Source organism: Streptomyces johnsoniae (assembly GCF_031845565.1).
Taxonomy (GTDB): Bacteria; Actinomycetota; Actinomycetes; order Streptomycetales; family Streptomycetaceae; genus Streptomyces; species Streptomyces johnsoniae.
This window is the reverse complement of the sequence record NZ_JAVREV010000001.1, coordinates 632862-656383: the sequence shown is the minus strand read 5'-3', so window position 1 is coordinate 656383 and position 23522 is coordinate 632862. Positions and strand designations below refer to the sequence as shown.

At 74.4% G+C, this 23522-nt stretch carries 23 protein-coding genes and 1 pseudogene; 15 read left to right on the top strand and 9 right to left on the bottom strand.

The features are described 5' to 3' along the window. Positions 1–160 precede the first annotated feature (160 nt). A complete protein-coding gene (sodX, locus tag RM779_RS02975) occupies positions 161–547 on the top strand; it encodes a nickel-type superoxide dismutase maturation protease (protein WP_311615423.1) in 387 nt (128 codons plus the stop codon). On the opposite strand, the gene RM779_RS02970 is transcribed toward sodX, so the two are convergent. Continuing rightward, the gene (locus RM779_RS02970) at positions 460–1080 is read right to left on the bottom strand and encodes a CGNR zinc finger domain-containing protein (RefSeq protein ID WP_311615421.1); all 621 of its coding nucleotides are present in this window, start codon (positions 1078–1080) and stop codon (positions 460–462) included. The genes sodX and RM779_RS02970 overlap by 88 nt on opposite strands. A 98-nt stretch (positions 1081–1178) precedes the next feature. Between RM779_RS02970 and RM779_RS02965 the strand changes: the two genes are divergently transcribed. Next, positions 1179–1937, top strand: coding sequence for a class I SAM-dependent methyltransferase (locus RM779_RS02965; protein WP_311615419.1), 759 nt, complete (start codon positions 1179–1181; stop codon positions 1935–1937). A 72-nt stretch (positions 1938–2009) separates the two neighbouring features. Here RM779_RS02965 and RM779_RS02960 read toward each other — a convergent pair whose 3' ends face one another. Next, positions 2010–3206 (bottom strand): NAD(P)-dependent malic enzyme, encoded by a 1197-nt coding sequence (locus RM779_RS02960; protein WP_311615417.1) that lies wholly within the window; start codon positions 3204–3206, stop codon positions 2010–2012. Positions 3207–3618: 412 nt separating this feature from the next. Here RM779_RS02960 and RM779_RS02955 point away from each other — a divergent pair, with 412 nt between their 5' ends. Genes RM779_RS02955 through RM779_RS02945 form a run of 3 tightly spaced genes read left to right on the top strand, consistent with a single transcriptional unit; the run spans position 3619 to position 6316 of the window. Then, on the top strand, positions 3619–4593 hold the full coding sequence (locus RM779_RS02955; protein ID WP_311615415.1) for an ABC transporter substrate-binding protein: 975 nt from the start codon (positions 3619–3621) through the stop codon (positions 4591–4593). Positions 4594–4646: 53 nt separating this feature from the next. Further along, positions 4647–5543, top strand: coding sequence for an amino acid ABC transporter permease (locus RM779_RS02950; RefSeq protein WP_311615487.1), 897 nt, complete (start codon positions 4647–4649; stop codon positions 5541–5543). Further along, on the top strand, positions 5540–6316 hold the full coding sequence (locus RM779_RS02945; protein WP_311615413.1) for an amino acid ABC transporter ATP-binding protein: 777 nt from the start codon (positions 5540–5542) through the stop codon (positions 6314–6316). Before RM779_RS02950 ends, RM779_RS02945 begins: the two co-directional genes overlap by 4 nt. A gap of 135 nt (positions 6317–6451) precedes the next feature. Here the strand turns inward: RM779_RS02945 and RM779_RS02940 are convergent, their stop codons facing one another. Further along, entirely contained in the window at positions 6452–6985 is a 534-nt protein-coding gene (locus RM779_RS02940) for a hypothetical protein (RefSeq protein WP_311615411.1), read from the bottom strand. Between the two features lie 82 nt (positions 6986–7067). Between RM779_RS02940 and RM779_RS02935 the strand changes: the two genes are divergently transcribed. Further along, entirely contained in the window at positions 7068–8030 is a 963-nt protein-coding gene (locus RM779_RS02935) for a zinc-binding dehydrogenase (protein ID WP_311615410.1), read from the top strand. Here the strand turns inward: RM779_RS02935 and RM779_RS02930 are convergent. Genes RM779_RS02930 through RM779_RS02920 form a run of 3 tightly spaced genes read right to left on the bottom strand, consistent with a single transcriptional unit; the run spans position 8020 to position 9421 of the window. Then, positions 8020–8709: an HD domain-containing protein gene (locus RM779_RS02930; RefSeq protein ID WP_311615409.1), complete on the bottom strand. Its 690-nt coding sequence runs from the start codon at positions 8707–8709 to the stop codon at positions 8020–8022. The two genes, RM779_RS02935 and RM779_RS02930, sit on opposite strands and share 11 nt — an antisense overlap. Next, a complete protein-coding gene (locus RM779_RS02925) occupies positions 8706–8987 on the bottom strand; it encodes a DUF3817 domain-containing protein (protein WP_394813202.1) in 282 nt (93 codons plus the stop codon). Before RM779_RS02925 ends, RM779_RS02930 begins: the two co-directional genes overlap by 4 nt. Further along, positions 8984–9421: a DUF2269 family protein gene (locus tag RM779_RS02920; protein WP_077058994.1), complete on the bottom strand. Its 438-nt coding sequence runs from the start codon at positions 9419–9421 to the stop codon at positions 8984–8986. The genes RM779_RS02925 and RM779_RS02920 overlap by 4 nt, the downstream gene beginning before the upstream one ends. Before the next feature lie 96 nt (positions 9422–9517). Between RM779_RS02920 and RM779_RS02915 the strand changes: the two genes are divergently transcribed. Both RM779_RS02915 and RM779_RS02910 read left to right on the top strand, forming a co-directional pair. After that, entirely contained in the window at positions 9518–9859 is a 342-nt protein-coding gene (locus tag RM779_RS02915; RefSeq protein ID WP_311615408.1) for a PadR family transcriptional regulator, read from the top strand. Next, entirely contained in the window at positions 9856–10566 is a 711-nt protein-coding gene (locus RM779_RS02910) for a permease prefix domain 1-containing protein (protein WP_311615407.1), read from the top strand. Before RM779_RS02915 ends, RM779_RS02910 begins: the two co-directional genes overlap by 4 nt. A gap of 285 nt (positions 10567–10851) precedes the next feature. On the opposite strand, the gene RM779_RS02905 is transcribed toward RM779_RS02910, so the two are convergent. The 3 genes from RM779_RS02905 to RM779_RS02895 form a co-directional block, all read right to left on the bottom strand. Further along, positions 10852–11748 carry a PadR family transcriptional regulator gene (locus tag RM779_RS02905; RefSeq protein ID WP_311615484.1) on the bottom strand — a complete coding sequence of 299 codons (897 nt, stop codon included), beginning with the start codon at positions 11746–11748 and terminating at the stop codon, positions 10852–10854. Position 11749: 1 nt separating this feature from the next. After that, on the bottom strand, positions 11750–12613 hold the full coding sequence (locus RM779_RS02900; protein ID WP_311615406.1) for a DUF4097 family beta strand repeat-containing protein: 864 nt from the start codon (positions 12611–12613) through the stop codon (positions 11750–11752). Positions 12614–13049: 436 nt separating this feature from the next. Then, positions 13050–13232, bottom strand: a complete 183-nt coding sequence (locus RM779_RS02895; RefSeq protein WP_311615405.1) for a DUF6104 family protein — start codon at positions 13230–13232, stop codon at positions 13050–13052. A 102-nt stretch (positions 13233–13334) separates the two neighbouring features. On the opposite strand from RM779_RS02895, the pseudogene RM779_RS02890 reads away from it, so the two are divergent. The 7 genes and pseudogenes from RM779_RS02890 to RM779_RS02860 all read left to right on the top strand — a co-directional run bounded on the left by RM779_RS02890 (position 13335) and on the right by RM779_RS02860 (position 23522). Continuing rightward, positions 13335–13857, top strand: a pseudogene (locus tag RM779_RS02890) (CU044_2847 family protein). After that, on the top strand, positions 13775–15877 hold the full coding sequence (locus RM779_RS02885) for a VMAP-C domain-containing protein (protein ID WP_394813201.1): 2103 nt from the start codon (positions 13775–13777) through the stop codon (positions 15875–15877). The pseudogene RM779_RS02890 and the gene RM779_RS02885 overlap by 83 nt, the downstream one beginning before the upstream one ends. Positions 15878–16075: 198 nt before the next feature. Beyond that, on the top strand, positions 16076–17077 hold the full coding sequence (locus RM779_RS02880) for an AAA family ATPase (protein WP_311615482.1): 1002 nt from the start codon (positions 16076–16078) through the stop codon (positions 17075–17077). A gap of 110 nt (positions 17078–17187) precedes the next feature. Further along, positions 17188–20481, top strand: a complete 3294-nt coding sequence (locus RM779_RS02875) for an SAV_2336 N-terminal domain-related protein (RefSeq protein WP_311615403.1) — start codon at positions 17188–17190, stop codon at positions 20479–20481. A gap of 193 nt (positions 20482–20674) precedes the next feature. Further along, positions 20675–20848, top strand: a complete 174-nt coding sequence (gene fxsA, locus RM779_RS02870; RefSeq protein WP_253194632.1) for an FxSxx-COOH cyclophane-containing RiPP peptide — start codon at positions 20675–20677, stop codon at positions 20846–20848. 149 nt (positions 20849–20997) lie between these two features. Beyond that, a complete protein-coding gene (locus RM779_RS02865) occupies positions 20998–22167 on the top strand; it encodes an FxsB family cyclophane-forming radical SAM/SPASM peptide maturase (protein WP_311615402.1) in 1170 nt (389 codons plus the stop codon). Further along, the gene (locus RM779_RS02860; RefSeq protein ID WP_311615400.1) at positions 22164–23522 is read left to right on the top strand and encodes an aKG-HExxH-type peptide beta-hydroxylase; all 1359 of its coding nucleotides are present in this window, start codon (positions 22164–22166) and stop codon (positions 23520–23522) included. Before RM779_RS02865 ends, RM779_RS02860 begins: the two co-directional genes overlap by 4 nt.

Below are 23522 nucleotides of genomic sequence, written 5' to 3'. Positions count from 1 at the left end.
AGCTGTCCTTCCTCGTGATCGTCTTCTCCTGGCCGACATTACTCCGTGCAGGGCGGGTTTTCTCGGCCGACCCGGGCCGGGTACCCCGGCTTAGGCCAAAAGTCCAATGCTTGACTGGGCCCGAGGGCGGACGATGGCCGCCGACGAGTGGAGGAGCGCGATGAGGCTGGGGCTGGCCGAGGTGTACAACCCCTCGATGCTGCCCACCCTGCGGCCCGGCGATCAGCTGCTGCTGAGTTACGGGTCCCGGGTGCGGCCGGGGGACGTGGTCGTGCTGCGGCACCCGTTCCAGCACGATCTGCTGATCGTCAAGCGCGCGGTCGGCCGCCGCCGCGGCGGCTGGTGGGTGGTCGGGGACAACCCGGAAGTGGTGAACGACAGCCGCGAGTTCGGGGCGGTGCCGGACGGCCTGCTGGTGGCGCGTGCGCTGCTGCGGCTGCGCGCGCCGCTCCGCCGGGGTCAGGTCTCGCTGGTGTCGGCGCTGACCGGGCTGCCGTCGGCGGTGCGCCCGCTGAGCGCCCGTTCGCGGCGCTTGCGCGCCCGGTAGGCGGCCACGTTGGCCCGCGTCGCGCACCGGTCCGAGCAGTAGCGCTTGGAGCGGTTGGTCGACGTGTCGAGGTAGGCGTTGCGGCAGGGCTCGGCCCCGCAGATGCCGAGCCGGTCCACGCCGAGGTCGGTCAGCTGGAACGCGAGGCCCATGCAGGCGGTGGCCGCGTAGCCGGCGGTGGCGCTGGACGGGTGCTCGGCCAGGTGCAGGTGCCAGCGGGGGCGGCCGGCCTCGTCCAGGTAGTCGTGTCCTGAGATCTGCGGGCTGGCCGGGTATTCGAGCAGCAGCGCGTTGAGGAGGTCGACGGCCCGCACCTCGTCGCCCTCCGCCGCGGCCGTGAAGACGGCGCGCAGCCGGGTCCGCACCCCGCGCAGCCGGGTCACGTCGCCCTCGCCGGCCCGCCGGGCGGCCTGCTGGGCCTCGCCGAACAGGCGGCGCACGGCGTCCACCGAGGTCAGCGCGTCCGTACCGCGCAGTGGCTCCTCGGTGTTGATCAGCCGCACGGCGAAGTCCGAGTAATAGGTCAGTTCCAATTGTGTTCCTTACGCGTGCCAGCTATGGTCATCAGCGTACTAGTAAGGGCCGCCTGCCGCAGGTGTCTCTTACCGCAGGTGTGCGTGGAGGAGTGGACATGACCGACTGGCAGCAGTGGCAGGACAGTTGGGACCGGCAGCAGGAGTGGTACCTGCCGGACCGTGAGGAGCGCTTCCGGGCCATGCTGGACGCGGTGGAGGCGCTGGTCGGCGACCGGCCGCGCGTGCTCGACCTGGCCTGCGGCACGGGCAGCATCAGCAGGCGGCTGCTCGCGCGCTTCCCCGGCGCGGTCAGCACCGGCGTCGACCTGGACCCGGCGCTGCTGGCGATCGCGCGCGGCTCGTTCGAGGGGGAGCAGCGGGTGGAGTTCGTCCGCGCGGACCTCACCGCGCCCGACTGGGCCGAGAAGCTGCCGTACGACTCCTACGACGCCGTGCTCACGGCGACGGCCCTGCACTGGCTGCGCGAGGAGCCGCTGCGTGCGCTGTACGGCCGGCTGGCCGGTCTGGTGCGGCCGGGCGGGGTGTTCCTGAACGCGGACCACATGCCGGACGATTCGACCCCGCGGATCAACGCGGCGGAGCGCGCGTTCAGGAAGGCGAGGCAGGAGCGCGAGAAGGCGGCCGGCGTGCAGGACTGGGCGGACTGGTGGGACGCGGTCGCCGCGGCGCCCGAGCTGGCCGAGGAGGCGGCCGAGCGGTTCGCGATCTTCGGCAGGCCCAGGGACGGCGACCACGGCAACGGCGAGTTCGCCACCCTCCAGTGGCACACGGACACGCTGCGCGGGGCGGGCTTCGCCGAGGCCAGGACGGCGTGGAGCTCCCTGACCGACGCGGTGGTCATCGCCCTGAGGTAACGCACCGGCGCGGCACCGGTGCGGTCCCGGCGCGGCCTCCCTGCCGAAGGGAGGCCGCGCCGGGCCGTGGTCTCACGCCCTGGCCACGCCCTCGGCGCGCGCGGCCGCCGCGACCGCCGCGGCGACGGCCGGGGCGACGCGTTCGTCGAAGGGGGAGGGGATGACCCGGGAGGGGCTGAGGTCGTCGGCGACCACGGCCGCGAGGGCCTCGGCCGCGGCCAGCTTCATGCCCTCCGTGATCCGCGTGGCCCGGACCGACAGCGCGCCGGAGAAGATGCCGGGGAAGGCGAGCACGTTGTTGATCTGGTTCGGGTAGTCGCTGCGCCCGGTGGCCACCACCGCGGCGTAGCGGGCCGCGACCTCGGGGTGGATCTCCGGGTCCGGGTTGGCCATGGCGAAGATGAACGCGCCCGGCGCCATCTTGGCGACCGCCGGCTCGGGCACGGTGCCGCCGCTGACGCCGACGAAGACGTCCGCCCCGTCGAGCGCCGCCGCGAGCGAACCGGTCAGGCCGGTGCGGTTGGTCAGCGCGGCCAGCTCCCGCTTGACGTCGGTCAGGTCGGTGCGGTCCGCGGCCACGATGCCCTTGCGGTCGCAGACCACCACGTCCCCGACGCCCGCGCCCAGCAGGATCTTGGCGATGGCGACGCCGGCCGCCCCGGCGCCGGAGATCACCACCCGCAGGTCGGCGAGGTCGCGGCCGGTCAGCCGCGCCGCGTTCCGCAGGGCGGCGAGCGTGACGACGGCCGTGCCGTGCTGGTCGTCGTGGAAGACGGGGATGTTGACCCGCTCCTGGAGCTTGCGTTCGATCTCGAAGCAGCGCGGCGCCGAGATGTCCTCCAGGTTCACTCCGCCGAACGAGGGCGCGAGCCGCGCCACGGTCTCCACGATCTCGTCCGGGTCCCGGCAGTCGAGCGCGACGGGCACCGCGTCCACGCCGCCGAACTGTTTGAAGAGGATGGCCTTCCCCTCCATCACCGGAAGTGACGCCTCCGGACCGATGTCGCCGAGGCCGAGCACGGCGCTGCCGTCCGTGACCACGGCGACGACCTGGGACTTCCAGGTGTACTCGTGGACCAGCTCAGGCTGCTGGGCGATCGCGCCGCACACCCGCGCGACGCCGGGCGTGTAGGCGAGGGACAGGTCGTCCGCGTTCCGCACGGGCACCGTGGCGGCGACCGCCATCTTGCCGCCGCGGTGCAGGGCGAACGCGGGATCGAGCCCCGCGTCCGCAAGCTCGTTCCTCGGATTGACGATCTCCGATGCCACTGATTTGACCCCTTATTCGCATCACAGGTTGAGGGTGGGAGCCGCTCCCAGGTCAGGGGGCGGGCGGGCACCACGTCCGCCTGGGTGAGCGGCGGACGCCGGACGCGTCGCACACGCGCCCTGGTCCCCGGGTGAGGGGTGATAACGATTCGTTCTACCCGATGAAGTCCACCGGCAACGACAGTGTTCGGTAACCGGACGGTGAATGACCGCACTTCGGGCAGTCACCAGTTGCCGCGTATCACTCCCGGTGACCGGTGATCCGTGTCCGTTATCCGATCTTGACGTTCGGGGCGGCCGGGGACGCTGGTTCGGGTGGCAGGATGCCCTGCATCGAAAAACGCACAAGTTCGTGACACTCGAAGACGCGTGCCGCTTCTCGGACCTTCCGCCACCCCAGGAGGATCACGCCATGATCTCCAGTTCCCCCCGCCGTCCGCGCCTTGCCGCGGTCGGCGCGTTCGTCGCGAGTGGCGCGCTGCTGCTCGGCGCCTGCGGAGACCAGACCGATGACGCGGGGAACGAGGGGGGCGACAACGAGAGCGCCCAGGAGTCCTCGGGCGGCGGCGAGGGCAAGGGCGCCGACACGGGCGAGGCGGCCGCGCTGCTGCCGCAGGAGATCCGTGACGCCGGGGAGATCCGCGTCGGCTCGGACATCGCGTACCCGCCGATCGAGTTCTACGACGAGAACGAAGAGGTCTCCGGCATCGACCCGGCCATCGGCGCGGCGCTCGGCGAGGTGCTCGGCGTCGAGTTCGCCTTCGAGAACGGCACGTTCGACGGCCTCATCCTCGGCATGAACAGCGGCCGGTACGACATCATCATGTCGGCGATGACGGACACCAGGGAGCGCCAGGAGGGCGGCACCGACGACGCCCAGGGTGGCACCGACTTCGTCAACTACTTCCAGGCCGGGTCCGCCATCCTGGTGCCCGCGGGCAACCCCGAGGGCATCCAGGGCCCCGACGACCTGTGCGGGCTCGCCGTCGCGGCGCAGCAGGGCACGGCCAACGAAGCGGTCGTGGAGGAGCAGGCGGCCGCCTGCGACGAGCCGATCGAGGACATCATCAGCTCGGTCGACTCCGAGTCGATCACCGCCCTCCAGAGCGGCCGGGCGGACGCGGTGATCACCGACTACCCGGTCGCCCTGTACAACGCGGCGGAGGCGGGCGGCGGCGAGGAGTACGAGGTGGTCGGCGAGCAGATCGACGCCGCGCCCTACGGGATCGCCGTGCCGAAGGACCAGCCGGAGCTGCGGGACGCCATCCAGGCCGCCGTTCAGGAGATCATCGACGACGGGACGTACGCGGAGATCCTGGCCGAGTGGGACGCCGAGGCCGGCGCCGTCGCGGAGGCCACCATCAACGCCGGCAGCTCCGACGGGTGACCGGCGTGCCCGATCTCTCCAAGGAGCCGGGCCGAGAGCCCGACGACGATCAAATGCCGCCCGAGGCCATCGTCGCGATACCCGTGCGCCACTACGGCCGCTGGGTGGGCGCGGTCGCGGTGTGCGCGCTGCTGGCGTGGCTGGCCTGGTCGTTCGTGAACTCCGACATCCACTGGGACGTCGTCGGCGAGTACCTGACCTACGACCGGATCACCGAGGGCGCGGCCAAGACGCTGTGGATCACCGTGCTGTCCATGGCGATCGGCCTGGTACTCGGCCTGCTGCTCGCCGTCATGCGGCTGTCGGACAACGCGGTCCTGTCGAACGTCGCCTGGGGCTACATCTGGTTCTTCCGCGGCACGCCCGTCCTGGTGCAGCTTGTCCTCTGGTACAACCTGTCGTTCATCTTCGACACGATGAACTTCGGCTTCTACAAGGACGAGACGAACGACATCATCACGCCGTTCGTGGCCGCGCTGCTCGGCCTCGGCCTGAACGAGGCCGCCTACATGGCGGAGATCGCCCGCGCCGGCATCCTGTCGGTCGATCCGGGCCAGACGGAGGCGGCGCACGCGCTGGGCATGAACGGTGCCAAGACCACGCGCCGCATCGTGCTGCCGCAGGCCATGCGCGTGATCATCCCGCCCTCGGGCAACGAGTTCATCAACATGCTGAAGACATCGTCCCTGGTGTCCGTCGTCCACTATGAGGAACTTTTCTGGGCCGCCGACATCGTCGGATCGCGCAACACCCGGGTGATGGAGCTGTTCGTCGTGGCGACGGTCTGGTACCTGCTGCTCACGACCATCTTCAGCGTCGGCCAGTACTACCTGGAACGGCACTACGCGAAGGGTTCCGGGCGCACCCAGCCGCCCACGCCGCTGCAACGGCTGCGGGCACAGCTGACGAGCTTCCGCACCAAGAGCCAGGTGGGAGGGACGACGGTATGAGCGGCGGACGCGAACACCCGATGGTGCTGGCCGAGCGCGTGCACAAGGCGTTCGGGTCCGTGGAGGTGCTGCGCGGCATCGACCTGAAGGTCGAGGCGGGCGAGGTGAGTTGCGTCGTCGGCCCGTCCGGCTCGGGCAAGTCGACGTTCCTGCGCTGCATCAACCACCTGGAGAAGATCAGCGCCGGGCGCCTGTGGGTGGACGGCGGCCTGGTCGGCTACCGGCAGAAGGGCGACCGGCTCTACGAGATGAGGGAGCGCGAGGTCGCCGAACAGCGGCGGGACATCGGCATGGTGTTCCAGCGCTTCAATCTCTTCCCGCACATGACCGCCGCCGAGAACGTGATGGAGGCGCCGGTCCAGGTCAAGGGCATCGGCAAGGCCGCGGCGCGGGAGCGGGCCGAGGAGCTGCTGCGCCGCGTCGGCCTCGCCGACCGCATGGAGACCTACCCGGCGCAGCTCTCCGGCGGGCAGCAGCAGCGCGTCGCCATCGCCCGCGCGCTGGCCATGGACCCGAAGCTCATGCTCTTCGACGAGCCGACCTCGGCGCTCGACCCGGAGCTGGTCGGCGAGGTGCTCGACGTGATGCGAGGGCTGGCGGCGGACGGCATGACGATGATCGTCGTCACGCACGAGATGGGCTTCGCCCGGGAGGTCGGCGACTCGCTGGTCTTCATGGACGACGGCGTCGTGGTCGAGTCGGGCCGCCCGCGGGACGTGCTGAACGACCCGCAGCACGCCCGCACTCGCGCGTTCCTGTCCAAAGTGCTGTAGCCGTTCCGTGCGGCTGTCCGTCCGTGCCTGTCCCCGGTCCCGGCGGGACCTGGCCGCCGGGCCGCCATCCGGCTCACTGCCTGGCCCGCGGCCTGGCCCGCTGCCGGCCCGCTACCTGGTCTACTGCCTGGCGCACTACCTGGCCCACGCCTCCAGCGGGGCCTCGCCGCCGTCGCGCGGGGTCAGCTGACCCGCCTTGTTCCAGCCCCAGGACTGATACGCCGCCCGCGCGGGGGTGTTGCCCGGCTGGAGCAGGGCGATGGCCGGGCCGGTGGCGTTGCGGGACAGCAGCTCCTTGTGCAGGCGGGTCGCCAGGTGCGCGCGGCGCCTGTGGCGGGCGACCATCAGCGCGGCGACGACGAACACCTGCCGGGCCGCGGACAGTTCCTCTATCTCGGTCGGCACCGCGGTGAACGTGTCCCACCACCGGCCGTCCCGGTCCGCGCGGAAGCCGTAGGCGCAGCCGACGAGCGCGGGGTCGCCGGCGACCACCATGTCGAACCCGGTCTGCTGCACGTCGTGGTCCACGAACCGGCGCAGGAACGCGTCCCGTTCGAGCGGGCGCACGCCCGGCGCGTCCCGATGCGCGTCGGCGTACAAATCGCCGATGTCCGTCCGTTCGGTCTCGGCCTGCCACCTGCTCAGTCGCCGCAGAAACACCGTGCTCATGCCAACCTCCCCGCGAGCGTCCATCGTCCCACGTCACGCGCGGTTCTGGAATGGAAAGCCCCGCGGCGGCTAGCGTGAGGACATGTTCGCTGCCTATGTCGCCCGCTTCGACCGGGAACAGCCACTGAACGCGCTGGAACTGGGCAACCGGCCGGAGCCGGAAGCCCCGCAGGACTGGACGGTCGTCGAGGTCAGGGCCGCCTCGCTGAACCACCACGACCTGTGGACCCTGCGCGGCGTCGGGATCGGCGCGGAGGCGCTGCCGATGACCCTCGGCTGCGACGCGGCCGGTATCGACGCCGACGGCAACGAAGTGGTGCTCCACTCCGTGATCGGCGCTACCGGACACGGCGTTGGCCCGAACGAAAGGCGCACGCTTCTGACCGAGAAGTACCAGGGAACGTTCGCGCAGCGGGTCGCCGTGCCCAAGTGGAACGTGCTCCCGAAGCCGAAGGAGCTGTCCTTCGAGGAGGCGGCCTGCCTGCCCACCGCCTGGCTGACCGCCTACCGCATGCTGTTCACGAACGCCGGCGTCCGGCCCGGCGACAGCGTCCTGGTGCAGGGCGCCGGCGGCGGCGTCGCGACCGCGGCCATCGCGCTGGGCGCGGCGGCCGGGCTGCGGGTGTTCGTCACCAGCCGCGACGAGGCGAAGCGCAAGCGGGCCGTGGAACTGGGCGCCACGGCGGCGTTCGAGTCCGGCGCCCGGCTGCCGCACCGCGTCGACGCGGTGATCGAGACGGTCGGCGCGGCCACCTGGTCCCACTCGGTGAAGTCGCTGCGGCCCGGCGGCACCCTGGTGATCTCCGGTGCGACCTCCGGCCAGGCGCCCGCGTCCGCCGAGCTGAACCGGATCTTCTTCCTCGAACTGAAGGTCGTCGGCTCCACCATGGGCAGCAAGGAGGAACTGGCCTCGCTGCTCGCCTTCAGCGCGGCCACCGGCGTGCGGCCGGTGATCGACAGCGTGCTGCCGCTGGAGCGGGCCCGCGAGGGCTTCACCAGGATGGCGGGCGGGGACGTCTTCGGGAAGATCGTGTTCAATCCCTGACGGTGTCAGGGTCCGTTGTCGGCGGGAGGCCCGCGTAGTCGTTCCACGGGCCCGCCTCGTTCAGCTCGCGCCAGGTCGGCCACCGCTGCCCGGTCTGCTGCCGCAGCAGCTCGCCGGGCATGCTGAACGGGGGCGCCTTGTGCGGCTTGGCGCGGGCCTGGCCGACGATCGTGTCGTGCAGCACCGCTGCCGCGTGCAGGCGGGGGAGGGCGGTGTGCACGCGGTCCGCGTACCCGGGCGGCAGGACCGGCGGGTCGTCGTCCCCCAGGTCGAGCCCGGCGCCCGCCGAAACCAGCGCGATCTCGGGGCGCTTGCGCTGCGCGAGGTCGAAGCAGAGGTGCAGGGCGATCGCGTCCCACACCACCTCGACCCGGTCGGCCGGCATCCCCATCTCGGTCAGGAAGTTGGCCGCCAGATCGGCGCCGTCCAGGTCGAAGCGCTGGTCGCCGTTGCCCTCGTCACTGAGCCCCGCGTCGTGCAGCACGCAGCCGAGGAACAGCAGTTCGTCGTCGTAGTCACGGTCGGGGCGCAGGCCGCGCCGTTCGCCCGCGGCCCGGCCGTAGAGGTAGGTGCGCAGGCTGTGGTTGAAGATGGCCGGGGCCTCGATGCCCGCGGCGAAGCGGAGGGCGTTCAGCGCCGCATCGGTGCGGGGGAAGGGCAGTTCGGCGTAGGGGATCATCGGCTCGGGCTCCGGGGGTCGGCGGGGGCGGCGGCCGTGGCGTGGGCCGTCGCGATACGGGTGGCGAGGAGGCCGCCGACGCCGGGGAGCAGCGACCAGCGGCGGGCGGGCGGCACGGGCCGGGCGGTCGCGATCACCGCCAGGTAGGCCGTGCCGTGCACGGGTCCTGCCAGTGCGGAGACGGCGTCGGCGTGCACGGTGGCGAGGTTGAGCAGCAGCACGGCCAGGCTCACGGCCTCGGCACCCGCCGCGACGCGCAGCGCGCGCACGGCCGTCACGCGCTGGTCGTGGAGCCGGGGCGGACGATCATCAGCACGACGACCACGGCCCACAGCAGGTTGAACATGCCGGTGAGCATGGTCAGCCGCGCCGCCGTGGCGCGCCGCGGCTCCTCCTCGGCGGGCGGCGTGGCGAGCAGGCGCTGCTGTCCGGGCAGGATGGACAGCGCGAGCAGGCCGGCGGCCAGCGCGGTGAGCAGCAGCGAGGCGATCAGCCAGGCGTCGGTGAGCACGCCGAGCGCGGCGCCGGTCGCGATGCCGAAGACCGGGACCGCGATGCCGACCACCGCGTAGCCGCGGCATATCCGGTGCAGCAACTCCGCGCCGGGGGCGGATCGTTGCGCGTGACGCGGAAACATCGAGGCGGCGACGGCGATCGGACCGACCACCAGGATCGCCGCGAGGACATGCACGGACAGCAGCAGCTTGGTCACCGCGGAACACTCCAACTCGTACGTGGTGCGGGGTGGTGATGTGTTGGCTGCCAATAGGTAGCACAGCTACTGCTTCATTGGGTAGTCTGCCTACTTATGAAGGCAGACGCAGTGCGCGGGCATCTCGACGGGCTGTTGCTGGCCGTGCTGGAGCCGGGGCCCCTGCACGGGTACGCGATCATCACCGCCGTCCAGGACCGCAGCGCCGGCGCGCTCCAGTTGCGCACCGGCACGATCTACCCCGCGCTGAACCGCCTGGAGCGGCTCGGCCTGCTCCGCAGCACCTGGGAGTCCCTCGGCGAACGCCGCCGCCGCTGCTACGAGCTGACCGACGCCGGGCGGCGCGCCCTCGCGGAGGAGCGCACCGCCTGGCGCGCGTTCACCACCGCCATCGGCTCCGTGCTGGACGCCGGCCCCGCCCCGCGGCCCGCGACATGAGCGCCCCCGCGGACAGGCCCGCCGGCCCGGACGAGAACACCGGCCGCGTCGGAGACGCCGGCCCCGTCGGAGACACCGGCCGCGTCGAGGAATATGCGGCGGCGCTCTCCGCCGCGCTGCACGGCCCGCCCCGCGTGAAGGCGCGGATGGTCCAGGAGATCCGCGACGGGCTCGCGGACTCGGTGGCGGCACACGCCGCGCTCGGGCTGCCGTACCGGCGGGCCGCCGAGGAGGCGGTCCGTGAGTTCGGCGCGGTGGACGAGCTCGCGCCCGCCTGCCAGCGTGAGCTGACCATCGCCCAGACCCGGCGGACCGCCGGGGCCGTCGCCGTCACCTCCCCGTTTCTCATTGCCTGCTGGTACCTGATCGTCGGATCGGAACTCCCGCCCGCCGCCCGGCTCACGGCCGCCCTGCTGGCCGCCGTGGCGGCCGGCGCGGCGCTGCTGGCGGCGGGCACGCTGGCGGCCACCGGGGCCCTCGCCCGCCGGCTGCCCACCCCGGACCGGCTGCCGCTCGCCGTCGCCTGGACCGGCACCGTCGCGAGCGTGGCCATGGCGCTGGCGACACTGACGCTCGCCGTGGCCGGTGCGGCGTCGGCCGCCTGGCCGCTGCTCGCCCTCGCCGGAGCGTTCACGGTCACCTCACACGGCCTGGTGGCCGCCTCGGCGCGAGCATGCCGCCGCTGCGCCCGCGCGGTGCCGGGATAGGCCGTCCCGGTCGTGCGTGGGCCGAAGGCGGCGGCGGACCGGGGACCTCGCCGTCGAACGGCCCGGCCCCCGGCCCCCGGCCCCCGGGTCCCGGCCGCGCACGCCCCGCGCGCCGGGCCCGGCGCGAACTCCGGCTGCTCGCCGTGCCGCTCGTGGCGGGCGGCGACCGGCGCGGCCCCCGGGAGCGCCGCCGCACCGGCGGCCGACCCTGCCTCGGGCACGCCCCCGCGGGCCCGAGGCGCCGGGGGAGCGGGAGGGGCGTCCCCGCGCGGCCCGGCGGCGACGTCAGCCGTGCGGCGAGCGGAGCAGCGCGACCAAGTGGGCGGCAGCCGTGGACAGGTGGCGCCTGGCCTCCACGAGGTCGGTCTGCGACACCCCGTGGTCCCTGGCCGCGTCCCGGACGTCGTCGCGGAACTTGTCGAGCAGCCGCTCCAGCTCCCGGACCGGATCGTCCACCGGCTCCGCGCCCGGCCCGTCCTCCTCCACGTCCGGCGGCCCGGCGTCCCAGCCGCCGGGCCAGGGGGCGGAGGGGTGCTCGACGAACCTGGTCCAGCCGCCTATTTCGCTGCTCAGCCCCTCCAGGCCCTCCCGCACCGCACCCGGCCAGTCCCCCGCGTTCGCATGGGACTGCACCCGGTCGTGGATGCGCCGGGCGGCCTCCTCGAAGTGGTGCCGTGCCGCCTCGCTGGCCTGCTGCGCCTGCCTGGCCTCCTGGCGGGCCCGCCGGGACTCTTCCTTGGCCCGGCGTGCCTGCGCCGCCCACGCCGCGCGGCCGGCCGCGGTCTCGGTCGAGGTGCGGGCGGCGGCCGTGGCCTGCCTGACCTCCTGGCGCAGATCCCTGGCCGAGCCGCTGACGTCCTCTCTGATGTCCGCGGCGAGGGCGGCGAGCGACTCGCGGATCTCCCGCTCCAGCTGGGTCAGCTCCTCGTCCCTGGCCGTCAGCTCCCGCTCGCCCTCCGCCGTGAGCGAGTAGATCTTCCGGCCGCCCTCCTCGGTCTGCGTGACCAGGCCCTCGGCCGCCAGCTTGGCCAGCCGCGGGTACACCGTCCCCGCGGAGGGCGCGTACAGGCCCTGGAAGCGCTCTTCCAGCAGCCGGATCACCTCGTAGCCGTGCCGGGGCGCCTCTGCCAGCAGCTTCAGCAGGTAGAGGCGGAGCCGGCCGTGGCCGAAGACGGGGGGCATCTCAGACATCCTTACGCAGTGTGGAGGAGGCGGCGGTGTCGAACTCGGCGGGTGGGCGGCGCAGCAGCGCTATCGCCCCCGACACCGTCGAGCAGTGCACGGCTCCGGAGCCGGAACCGAGCGTCCCCGCCAGCTGTTTGGCCCCCCAGGTGCCGCAGACCGACAGCTCGGGGAAGGCCGAGGAGACCGCGCCGCTCGCCGTACTGGCCGAGACCCGCGCGCTCGCCGGATGCGGCAGCCGGACCGCGACCTCGCCCGAGACGGTGTTGAGCCGGATGTCGGCGGGGCGGTCGCTGTCGGCCAGGTCCACCACCATGTCGCCGCTGACCGAGTCGGCCTTGAGGCCAGGGCCGGCGCTGTCGATCACCGTGAGATTGCCGGAGACCGAATTGAAGGTCAGCTTGCCGCTGAGGGCCTGCGCCTCGATGTCGCCCGAGACGGTGTCCGCGCGCATCCGGCCGCTGAGGCCGACCAGCGTCGTGCTCCCGCTGACGCCCCGCACGTCGGTGCGCCCGGCGATGCCGCTGATCACCGCGGAGGCGCCGACGACGCCCACGGACAGGCGGCTGTGCGAGGGCACGGACACCGAGACGACCGCGGTCCGCCGCCACCCCTTCCGGTCCAGCCACTTCAGGAAGTTGTGCCAGGGCAGGTCGTCGTAGGCGACGGTCAGCCGGCCGCCGTCGAGACGCACGACCAGCGGCGGGCCGGAGATCTCGCTGATCTCTATGCGCGGTGCCGCGTCGTCGGTGCCCACCACATTGACCGCGCCGTTGACGATGCGCACTTCGACCTCGTCGATCTGCCGGTCGCCGAAAGTGAGGGTCTGCGCCTCGGTGACGGACCACTCGGACTTCCCCGCCATGGTGGGACCTCCCCGCTGTACACGCAGCACGCAAAGATATATCGCGTCTTCACCAGACACGATATATCGCGTACCGCGGAAGTCAAGCGCCCATCACCCGCACGAGGTCCTGTCCTGTCGATCTTGTCGGATCAGCCCGCGGCTCCCCCAGGCTCCTCCCCCAGACTTCGTCTGGGAGGTGCCCCCAGGGAGGTGCCCCCAGATGCGGTGCTCCCCCAGGCCCTTGGGGGCCTGGGAGGTGCCCCCATCGGCACCGGATCGCAGCTCGTGCTTGGCCGTATTCGCGCGATTCGGTAGCGCAGCGTGGGGGCACCTCCCAGCCGCCAGGCTGGGGGAGTGCCGTAGCTGGGGGCACCTCCCGGACGGAGTCTGGGGGAGTCGCGGGCCCGGCAAGATCGGCAGGACAGGGCCTAGGGTCACCGCCGCCCGCGCGCCCTCACCCCTCCTCGTCCTCGTCGTCCAGCCGGGCCAGCCACGTCGCCAGCCGTTCCACGGGCACCTCGAAGTCCGGGTTCAGGTCCACGAACACCCTCAGCTGGTCCGCCAGCCACTCGAACGTGACCTCCTCCTCGCCACGCCTTTGTGTCAACTCCTCGATACCGCGGTCAGTGAAGTACACGACGTGCTCCCGGACGCCAGAAGGGGAAGGAAAAAGCCAGGATAGGCAGCTGTCGGTACTGCCGGTTAACCTGCATGCACACAACGCGCGACGGGGGGTCGGATGAGCAGCGGAGTCACCCGGGTCAGCCTGCCGGACGGTACGCCGGTATGGGCCCGCATCTCGGACGTGGAGCAGGTGCTGCCCCCGCCCCGCGCGGGGTCCGGCTACGCGGACACCGGCACCGCGGGCGGCAGCGGCAGCGGCAGCGGCTATGTCGACACCGGGCTGCTCGACCGGGCCGCCGCCCAGGTCGAGAGCCTGCAAGAGCTGATCACGGGGGTCGCCTCCTCCGTGGCCGACGGGCTGCGCGCCGCGCGTCCCGACGAGGTCAGCGTCACGTTCGGCATCGAGTTGACCGCCAAGGCGGGCCGGGTCGTCGGCCTCCTGGCCGACGGTGAGGCCAAGGGCGCCATCACGGTCACGCTCACCTGGCAGGGGGGACCGCCGGAGGAGCTGGGGCAGATTGAATGACATGGGCGGACGGCGGGGGCGCGCAGCCGATGGATGTGGACCCCTTCGAGACTCTGGCGCCGCTCGCTGCCGCGGCCACGGTGCGCATCCATGCGGCGCCCACCGGGTATGACGGGGGCGAGCCGGCTTCCCGGCCGTGGGGCAGTGGATTCTTCGTAGCTCCGAACTGGGTGCTCACCTGCGCCCATGTCGCGCTTCGCGGGGGAAGAGGCGAAGGAGGGCGGCGCGAAGTGGGGCTGACGGTCCGAGGAGTCGAGCGGCCGGTCCGCGGGCGGGTCGAGTGGGCGCGCCCGGCGGAGAATCCGGCGGGTGGCCTGTGGCCCGCGCCCGACCTGGCGCTCGTCCGCGTCCTCGACCCCGTACCCCACGCCTGCGTGTGGCTGTCCGAGCGCACGGCCAAGGTGTTCACGCGCAGCGAGGTCGCGTTCTTCGGCTGCCTGGAGACCGAGGACGGCATCGAGGACATCAGCGGCCGGTGCACCATCCGCGGCGAGCTGGGCAGCGAGGGGCTGCTGAAGCTGGGCGGGGAGGATGAGGTGCCCGAGGGCGTCTCCGGCGGCCCCGTCGTGGACCTGGCGCGCGGTGAGGTCATCGGCATCCTCAAGGCGAGGCGTTCCGCCGGGCGCGACGGCGGCCTCGCCACCTCCATCGTTCAGCTGCGCCGCGTGCCGCTGCCGCCCGACCCCGGGCCCGACGACCTGTATCAGCAGGTCCTCGGCGCGCACGACCGCCACCACGCCGACCGCTATCTCGACGTCGCCGACCTGGCCGAGCAGACCTGGACCGACGCGCAGAGCGACGTGCATGCCGCCGTGGGCCGCGCGCTGACCCCAGGGCAGCGCGTCGAGCTGCTCGGGCTGCTCGCGCAGCTGCCGCCGCCGGTGTCCACCAGGCGGCTCGACGAGATGATCACCGCGCTGCGGGGCCGCCCCTACGAGGGCACCCTCCCCGCGCCCCGCGGCTGGCGCGATGGCCTGGGGCTGCTGTACGAGCTGCGGCAGGGCCCGGCGGAGCTGGAGCTGATCCTGCGCTACGCCGTGCACGCCGCCACCGCCGACCGCCCCTATCCGGCCGAGCCTGGGGTGGAGGGACGGCTGCGCGACTGGGCCGGCGCCGCCGCCGCGAACGCCGGGCTCTCCCGCTGGTTCCGCGCCAACCTCCGCATCGAGCAGGACGCGCGCATCCGCGAGCGCGACGCCCGCCGCGCCACCGCCGGCCCCCTGGCTCCCGGTGTCGTCGTCGGCGCCATGCCCCAGGCGGCCGGCGGCGCCCCGGCCGACGCGTGGTATCTCGACGCCGAGCTGTCGGAGCCGGGCCCGAGCCCCGAGCCGTTCGTGCTGCTGGAGATCACTCCGCACGGCTGGGAGCGCGGCCGGTACGACTGGCGCGTGTGCGCCGCCCGCGCCACGGGCGAGTTGACGTCCATCGACGAGGACTACCGCGCCGTCGGCCCCGACCGGCCGCCGGAGCGGCTGTGCGCCGCGCTCGCCGAGGCGTTCCGCCGCGGGGACGAGCCGGACGGCCCTGTGCCGCTCCAGGTCGCCCTGCCGTACTCGCTGCTCGGCTTCCCCGTCGAGGAGTGGCGCCTGGCGCCGGACGGGCCGCAGCTGGGCGAGCAGCGGCCGGTGGTCGTGCGCTGCACCGACCCGGTGCCGGACGCCGAGGACAGCGAGGAGGTGCACGCGCTGCGGCTGGCCCGCTGGACCAAGATCCACGTGGGCCGTATGGCCTCCGACGTGCTGGACTGCGCGGACGGCGCGCCCCGCCCGCTGCCCGCGCCCGCCGCCCTCGTCAGCCGTGACCCCGCGACCGTTCCCGTGCTGTGCCGCACGCCCGCGACCGGCGGCGAGCCGGCCGCCCTGCATCGGGTGATGGCCAGTGGGTACAACGTCATTCTGTGGCGACGCGAGATGAGCGACCGGGACCCGGACTGCGGGGACTTCCACCGCGGCGTCGATCGCACGGTGACCGGCGCCGGGCACGCCGGCAAACTGCCCGGCGCCCTGTGGCAGTTGCGCGCCGCCCTCGGCGGTGGAATGGCCGACGCGCGCTGGGCCAGAGGGCTGGCCCTGCTGTATGCGGACCCCTTGGGGCCCCTGCCGGGCACGGACGATCCCCTGGAGGCGCTGTGAACAGGCCGAAGCGGGTGAAAGCCTCCCGCGGCGCGGGCCCGCCCCGATACGGTCGACAGCGGCGTGCCCGGACGGTGACCGAGCGACGAGGAGCAAGCTGTGGCAGTGACTGACACGTTCCCGGGCCCCGAGGGCGACCCGGCCGCGGGCGGGCCGGCGCCCGCCGCCGACGAGCAGGGCAGGCCGGCGGACGAGTGGCTGATCTACCGCGGCGCGGGCGAGCCGCACGACGGCATCCGCGCGCTGCCCGAGCCGCCGCCCTGGCGCGACTTCGACGGCCGCCCGCTCGTCGCGCCCGGGCCCGACACGGACAGCGCCTCCACCCGCCGCCTCGGCGCCTACCGGCACCTGGCCGAGATGCACCGGCCGAGCGCCGAGGAGCTGGAGATCATAAACGCGGCCCTCTACCTGAGGCGCCCGCTGCTCGTCACCGGCAGTCCCGGCACGGGCAAGAGCACCCTCGCCCACTCCGTGGCCTACGAGCTGGGGCTCGGCCGCGTGCTGCACTGGCCCATCGTCAGCCGCACCGGCCTGGGCGACGGCCTGTACCACTACGACGCCATCGCCCGCCTCCAGGACATGCAGATCGCGGCGAGCAGCCGGGCCGAGGGCCTGCCCGCGGCGACCGTGCCCGGCGGGATCGGCAGCTATCTGCGGCTCGGCCCGCTGGGCACCGCGCTGCTGCCCACGGCCAAGCCCCGGGTGCTGCTCATCGACGAGCTGGACAAGAGCGATATCGACCTCCCCAACGACTTGCTGAACGTGCTGGAGGAGGGCGAGTTCTCCATTCCCGAGCTGGAGCGCATCGCCGAGCGCGAGCCCGAGGTGGAGGTCCTGACGGACGACGGCGCGAAGGTCACCGTCCGCGACGGCCGTATCCGCTGCCACGCGTTCCCCTTCGTCGTCCTCACCAGCAACGGGGAACGGGACTTCCCCGCGCCCCTGCTGCGCCGCTGCATCCACCTGGAGATCGGCAAGCCGGACCACGAGCGGCTGGCGACCGTCGTGCGCGCGCACCTGGGGGACGAGCTGACCCGCGTCGGCGAGGACCTGATCAGCCGCTTCCTCGAACGGTCCCGCACCGAGCAGCTGGCCACCGATCAGCTGCTGAACGCGATCTACCTCACCCACCACGCCGAGCCCCCGACCCGCGACAGGCTGGCCGACATGCTCATCCAGCGCCTCGACCGGCCAAGGTAGGCCGTCATGTCCGATCCGGCAGAAGGGCGGCGCGACGACCTCGCGACCCTCATCGGCGCGCTCCGCGGCGCCGGGCTCGACCCGGACTGGGCCGGCCTCGCCGACGCGCTGTGGCTCGCCCAGTTCTCCCGCCCCTGCGGCCCCGCGGCCCGCGGCGACGGCGCGGACGACCGGCCGGACGGCCACCGCGACGCGGGCGCCGGTCCCGGTCCGGGGCGAGCCCACCGCCCCGCGCCCCCCCCGGCCCCCCGGCGCCCCCCCCGCGGGCACCAGCCCGTGCCCCCCCCCACCCCCCGCCCCGCCCCCCCCCCCCCCCCCCCGCCCCCCCCCGCCCGGCGCGGGGCGCGGAGGCGGGGCCCACGCCGGGCGGGCACGAGCCGGTGCCGCCCCCGTCCCCGGGCCGGGCGCCGCACGCCGCGGACGAGACCGTCCGGCTGTACGCCGACCCGGGCGGCTCGGGGCGGCCCGCCCCCGGGCTGCCGGAGGACGCGCTGCGCGTCGGCGTGCCGGAGGCCAGGGCGCTGCCCAGCCTGCTCGACCTGGAGCGTGCGCTGCGGCCGTTACAGCGTTACCGCCCCCCGGCCCGGCCGCCCCGCCGCCCCGCGGCCGGCGACCTGGACGAACGGGAGACGGTCGACCGCACGGCGCGGGCCGGCGGTCTGCTGACGCCCGCGTTCCGCGAGAGCGCCCGCGGCCACACAGAGCTGCAGCTGCTGATGGACGCGGCCTCGCCGATGCGGGTCTGGCAGCGGATGTTCGGCGAGCTGGCGGAAGTGTTCGGCAGGCTCGGCGCGTTCCGCGACATCCAGGTGCACTATCTGCACGCCTCGCCCGACGGCAGCCCGGCCATCAGCCGCCGCTTCGACCCGGCCGAGGCGCCGCTGCACCCCGCGAGCCAGCTCGCCGACCCCACGGGGCGGCGGCTGACCGTCGTCGTCAGCGACTGCACCGGGCCGCTGTGGCGCACCGGCGCGGCGCATCGGCTGCTGCACCGGCTGACCCGCTACGCCCCGGTCGCCGTCGTGCAGCCCCTGCCACAGCGGCTGTGGGCCCGCACCCGGCTGCCCGTGCGGCAGGGGCTGCTGACGCGGGAGGAGGGGCCCGCGGGTTCCGCCAGGCTGCGGTTCACCCCGGGGGCCGGGCAGCCGGCCGCCCAGCCGCCAGGCGCCGTGCCGGTGCCGGTGCTGCCGCCCGCCCCGGCCTCGCTCGGCGCGTGGGCCGGGCTGCTGTCGGGGCCGGGCGCGGGCGCGGTGCAGGGCGCGGTCGGCTGGCTGCGCGCCGATCAGCCGCCCGCGCCGCCCAGGCGGCCCGGCGGCCTGCCGCGCACCTCGGCCGCGCTGGTGGCGCGGTTCCGTTCCACGGCGTCGCCCGGCGCGGGGCAGCTCGCCGTGTACCTGTCCGCCGCGCCGCTGTACCTGCCGGTGATGCAGCTGATCCAGCGCACCATGCTGCCCGATTCGGGGCCGGCCGAGCTGTCGGAGGTGCTGCTGAGCGGGCTGCTGCGGCGCCTGCCGGGCGCGGCCGACGACGGCCGCTGGTACGAGTTCGCCGACGGCGTGCACGACGAGTTGCTGCGCGAGCTGGGGCACGACGAGGCGCTGCTGGTGCTCAAGCACTGCTCGGGGTACGTCGAGCAGCGCTTCGGCAGGACGGGCCCCAACTTCCCGGCGCTCGCGCTGGCCCAGCTCTCCGGCGAGGACGAGCAGCCGGCGCCCGCGCCGGAGGAGCAGCAGGGCCCCGGGCTGCCGCGGCCGTTCGCCGAGGTGGCGGCGAAGGTGCTGCGCCGCTTCCTGCCCGAGGCGCCGCTGCTCGTGCAGGGGCCGCAGGGCGACGTACACGTGCCCGAGCCCTCGGTGGCCGTCGGGCAGGCCAGGGCGCTGGCCGAGCGGTTCGCCGCGGACGGCAAGGTGCAGCACCGTCTTGACGCGGTGCGGCTGCTGCGGCAGGCCGCGAGCAGTCAGCGTGCCGCGGGGCTCGGCACCGATCCCGAGCTGTGGAGCGAGCTGGCCGAGCAGCTGCTCGGGCTGTGGCGGACCCAGCGCGACGGCGCGCTGCTGAACGAGGCGCAGGACGCGGCGCGGACCGCGGCGACGCATCCGGGTTCGACGGTGGCGCGCGCCGCGCTGGCGCGTGTGCTGCGCGCGATGGCGGGGGAGCGGCGGGCGGCCGGGGACAGCGGCGCCGCGCTGGATCTGTGGCGGCGCGCCGACGCGGAGTTCGCGGCCGTGTGCGCGACGCCGGGTCTCGACCGCGGGGTGGCGGTCGGCCTCACCCTGGAGCGGGTCGAGGTGCTGGCCGAGCAGTGGCGGCTGAGCGAGGACTCGGCGCTGCTCCAGGAGAGCATCGGCATCGTGGAGGCCGTGGCGGACGCCTGGCCCGCCGACGAGCCGGAGCCGAGCGGGCTGCCGCTGGCCCACGGCCGGGCGCTGCTGCGCCTGGCGGTGGCGGCGCCGGACGCGGAGCGGGCCAGGGTGTGGGCCGGGCAGGCCGCGGATTCGCTGCGGCGCGGGTGCTGGGCGCTGGAGGCGGAGAACGCGCCGGTGGTGCCGCGGGCGTGGGCGCTGCTCGACCTCGTCGACGCGCTGCTGCTGACGGAGCACGACTGGCCGCGGGCGGCGGAGGTCATCGACCGGGCGCGGCGGCTGTCCGAGCGGCCGGCTCTCGTGGTGGCGTGCCTGACGCGCGCCGGGCGGCTCGCCGTGCGCCGGTACGACGCGGGCGGCGGCCCGGGAGACCTGGAGGTGGCGGCCCTCAGGTTCGAGGAGGCGGGCCGGATCATGTCCAGGGATCTGGCCGGGTACGGCGATCTGATCGAGGAGTGGGGCGCGGTGCTGCTGCGGCGCGCGTCGCGGCTGGACGGGAGCGCGTTCATCTCGCGGGCCGTGCGAGTGCTGCGGGACTGCCGGATGGAGACCCCGGCCGGGGACCCGCGGCTGCCCGGGCGGCTGCTGATGCTGGGTCAGGCGCTGATCGTCCGTTACCAGGAGGGTGTCGACCTGGTGGATCTGCGGGAGGCCGAGCATCTGTTCACGCGGGCCGCGCACGATGCCCAGACGCCGCTGGTCGAGGCCAGGGCGTGGTTCGAGCTGGGCGAGACGCACCGCAGGGCCTACCGGCACACGCGGCGCACCGAGCGGCTCGACCAGGCGGCGGACGCCTACCGGCGGGCCGCGGCGGTGGCGCGCGTCGCGACGTCGGGGCCGGCGGACCCGGGGGAGCCGGCGCGGCTGGCGGCGATGGCGCTGCACCAGCGGGGCGTGGTGCTGGAGGCGGCGCGCAAGCCGCTGGCGGCGGGGCAGGCGTACCGTTCGGCGCTGAGCCTGTGGAGCCGGCTGCCGGATGAGGAGGCGTCCGGCGCGGCGGACACGACCGCGCGTCTGGACGCGCTGCGGCGCGAGCACTGAGCGCCCGCGGCCCCCGCCGCCCCGCGCCCGTCGGCGGCCCGGGGGTTTTCGCGGTGGCGCGGGCGGGAATCTCCCTTCGGCCCTTGTTGGCGAGCAGTGCCGACGAGCAGTGCCGACGAGCAGTGCCGACGAGAGGCGTTGGCGAGAAGAGCTGGCGAGAAGAGCTGGCGAGGAGTTGGGGAGGGGAGGAGCCGTGAACGATGGGCGCGAGCCGCTGCCGGATCTGCTCGGTCTGAGCCTGGCGGAGCTGCGCGACCTGAATCACCCGGTGCTCAGTCAGGTGCTGGACGAGCTGCGCGAGCGGGTGGTCAGGCAGGGCGAGGGCCTGTGGGGGTTCACGCAGTTCGACAACAATGTCGATCTGTGAGGCGTGCTGCGACGGCGCGAGTAGTCGCTTTCAGACCTGACGCGTCGTGAAACGGACAGAAGTTGACCGATATCGTTTATGGTGCGTCGGTTTCGGAAGACTTCCCCGCGGGGCGGAACGAGACCAGAACAGGGGGACACCCGCGGGACGTGCACGCGACAGCGCAGACGGCCGGTGAAGGACCGCCGACGGCGCCCTTCCAGCAGTTCATCGTGAAGGTCAACAGCCGCTGCAACCTGGCCTGCCGCTACTGCTACATGTACTTCGCCGCCGACACCGGCTGGCGCCGCCAGCCGGTGACCGCCGCACCGGGCATGCTGCACCGCACCGCCCGCCGGATCGGCGAGCACGCGACCGCCCACCGGCTGCGCGCGCTCTCCCTCGTCCTGCACGGCGGCGAACCGCTCCTCACCGACCCGGCCGACCTCGGCGCGTTCGTCCGCGAGGTGCGCCGTCAGGTGCCCGCCGGCTGCACCGTGCACGCCGCCGTGCAGACGAACGGCGTGCTCCTCACCGAGGACCGGCTGACCGCGCTCGCCGCCCACGGCATCCGCATCGGCCTCAGTCTCGACGGCGGCAACGACCACCACAACCGGCAGCGCGTCGACCACGCCGGGCGCCCCGCCTGGCCCGCCGCGCGCCGCGCCGCCCGGCTGCTCGCGCAGCGGCGGCACCGCGACGCCTGGTCCGGGGTGCTGTGCGTCATCGACCTGGACACCGACCCCGTCGAGGTGTACGACTCCCTCGTCCGGCTCGGCCCGCCCGCCGTCGACTTCCTCCTCCCGCACGGCAACTGGACCCGCCCGCCCGCCGGTCTGCCCGCCCCGGCGGCCGCGCCCGCGCCCTACGGCGACTGGCTGTGCGCCGTCTTCGACCGCTGGTGGCAGGCCGAACGGCGCACCGTGCGCGTGCGCCTGTTCCAGGAGTGCATCGCCCTTCTCCTCGGCCTGCCCGCCGCCACCGAAGCGCTCGGCCTCCAGCCGTTCACCGCCGTCGTGATCGAGACCGACGGCAGCATCGAGCAGGTCGACTCCCTCAAGACCGCCTACGAGGGGGCCGCCGCCACCGGCCTCGACGTCCACCGCCACGCCTTCGACGAGGCGCTGGCCCACCCCGGCGTCGCCGCCCGCCAGGCCGGGCGCGCCGCGCTCCCCGTCACCTGCCTGCGCTGCCCGGTGGTCGACGTCTGCGGCGGCGGGCACTACGCGCACCGCTACCGCGAGGGCCACGGCTTCCGCAACCCCTCCGTCTACTGCGCCGACCTGCGCCGCCTCATCCGGCACATCGCCGCCGCCCTGCGCGAGGCGGGCACCCCGTGACCGCCACACTGACGCCGGACGAAGTGCGCGACCTCGGCCACACCGAGGGCGGCAGCGCCACCATCGCCCGCCTCGCCGCCGGCCAGCACACCCGCCGCCTCCTGCTGCTGCGCGTCCTCCTCGACGCCGTGGACGCGACGGACGCGACGGGTGTGGCGAGTGTGGCGGGCGCGGCGGGCGCGGCCCGTGACCACGCCGGGCTGCTCGAAACCGTCGAACGCGCCGCCCCCGCCGCCGCCCGCCAGGTGCTGTTCTACTCCCTCACCGGCCCCTGGGCGGAACGGTGCGTGCAGTGGCTCGAAACCGGCAGCCACCCCGGCGCGCACCCGGGCGCGGCCCGCGACCTCGCGCGCCTGGGCGCGCTCGCCGCCGCGGCGGCGGCCCGTTCCGGCATCGGCTTCGCCACCCGCGTGCCCGTCCACGGCGGGCGCATCACCCTGCCCACCCTCGGCGCGCTCCACTGCGCCGCCCCGGACGGCACGCCCGCGGAGCTCCGTGGCGAGTCCGACCGGCTCGTGCTGCACCCCGCCGGCCGCCCCCCGGCCGAGGTCCACCGCGACGCCACCGGCACCTGGCGCTCCGCGGACCCCGGCTGGCTGCCGCTGCACACCCTCGACGGCGGTCCGCGGCCCGTGCTGCTCGACGACCTCGACCCCGGCCCGTTCGGCATCGGCGCGCGAGCCGCGCTGCGCCCCGAGGAGCGCGCCCGGTGGAGCGAGCTGTGGCACGACGCGCTGCCGCTGCTCGGCCTCGGCGGCGCCGCGCGCTCCGCCGAACTGGCCCTGCTCGACTGCATCGTGCCCACCCTCGGCCCCGCGGCCGACGCCCACGACGGCGCCCACACCAGCGGCACGAGCTCCACCGCGTTCGGCGCCGTCATGGCCAGCCCGCCGCCGGGGCCCGCGCATCTCGCGGCCGGGCTCGCCCACGAACTCCAGCACGCCAAACTCACCGCGCTCAGCGAGCTGGTGCCCCTGCACACCGTGGACGACGAGCCGCGCCACTGGGCCCCCTGGCGCCCGGAGCCGCGGCCGTTCCACAGCCTCCTGCACGGCACGTACGCCCACCTCGCGCTCGCCGGCTTCTGGCAGCGGCTCGCCGTTGCCCTGGACGACGCGGAGATCCGCGACCAGGCGTGGGCCGCCCACGCCCGCTGCCGCACGCAGGTCGGCGCCGTCCTGCCGATGCTGCGCGGCACCCGCAGACTCACCGACGCCGGGCGCGTGTTCGTCGACGCCATGGCCGAGCGGCACGAACGGCTGCGCGCGCCCGCGCCGCCCGCCGGGCACCTGGTGCGCGCCGCGGCCTACGTGGAGACCGCGCGCACCGTGTGGCTGCGCCAGCACCGGCGGTAG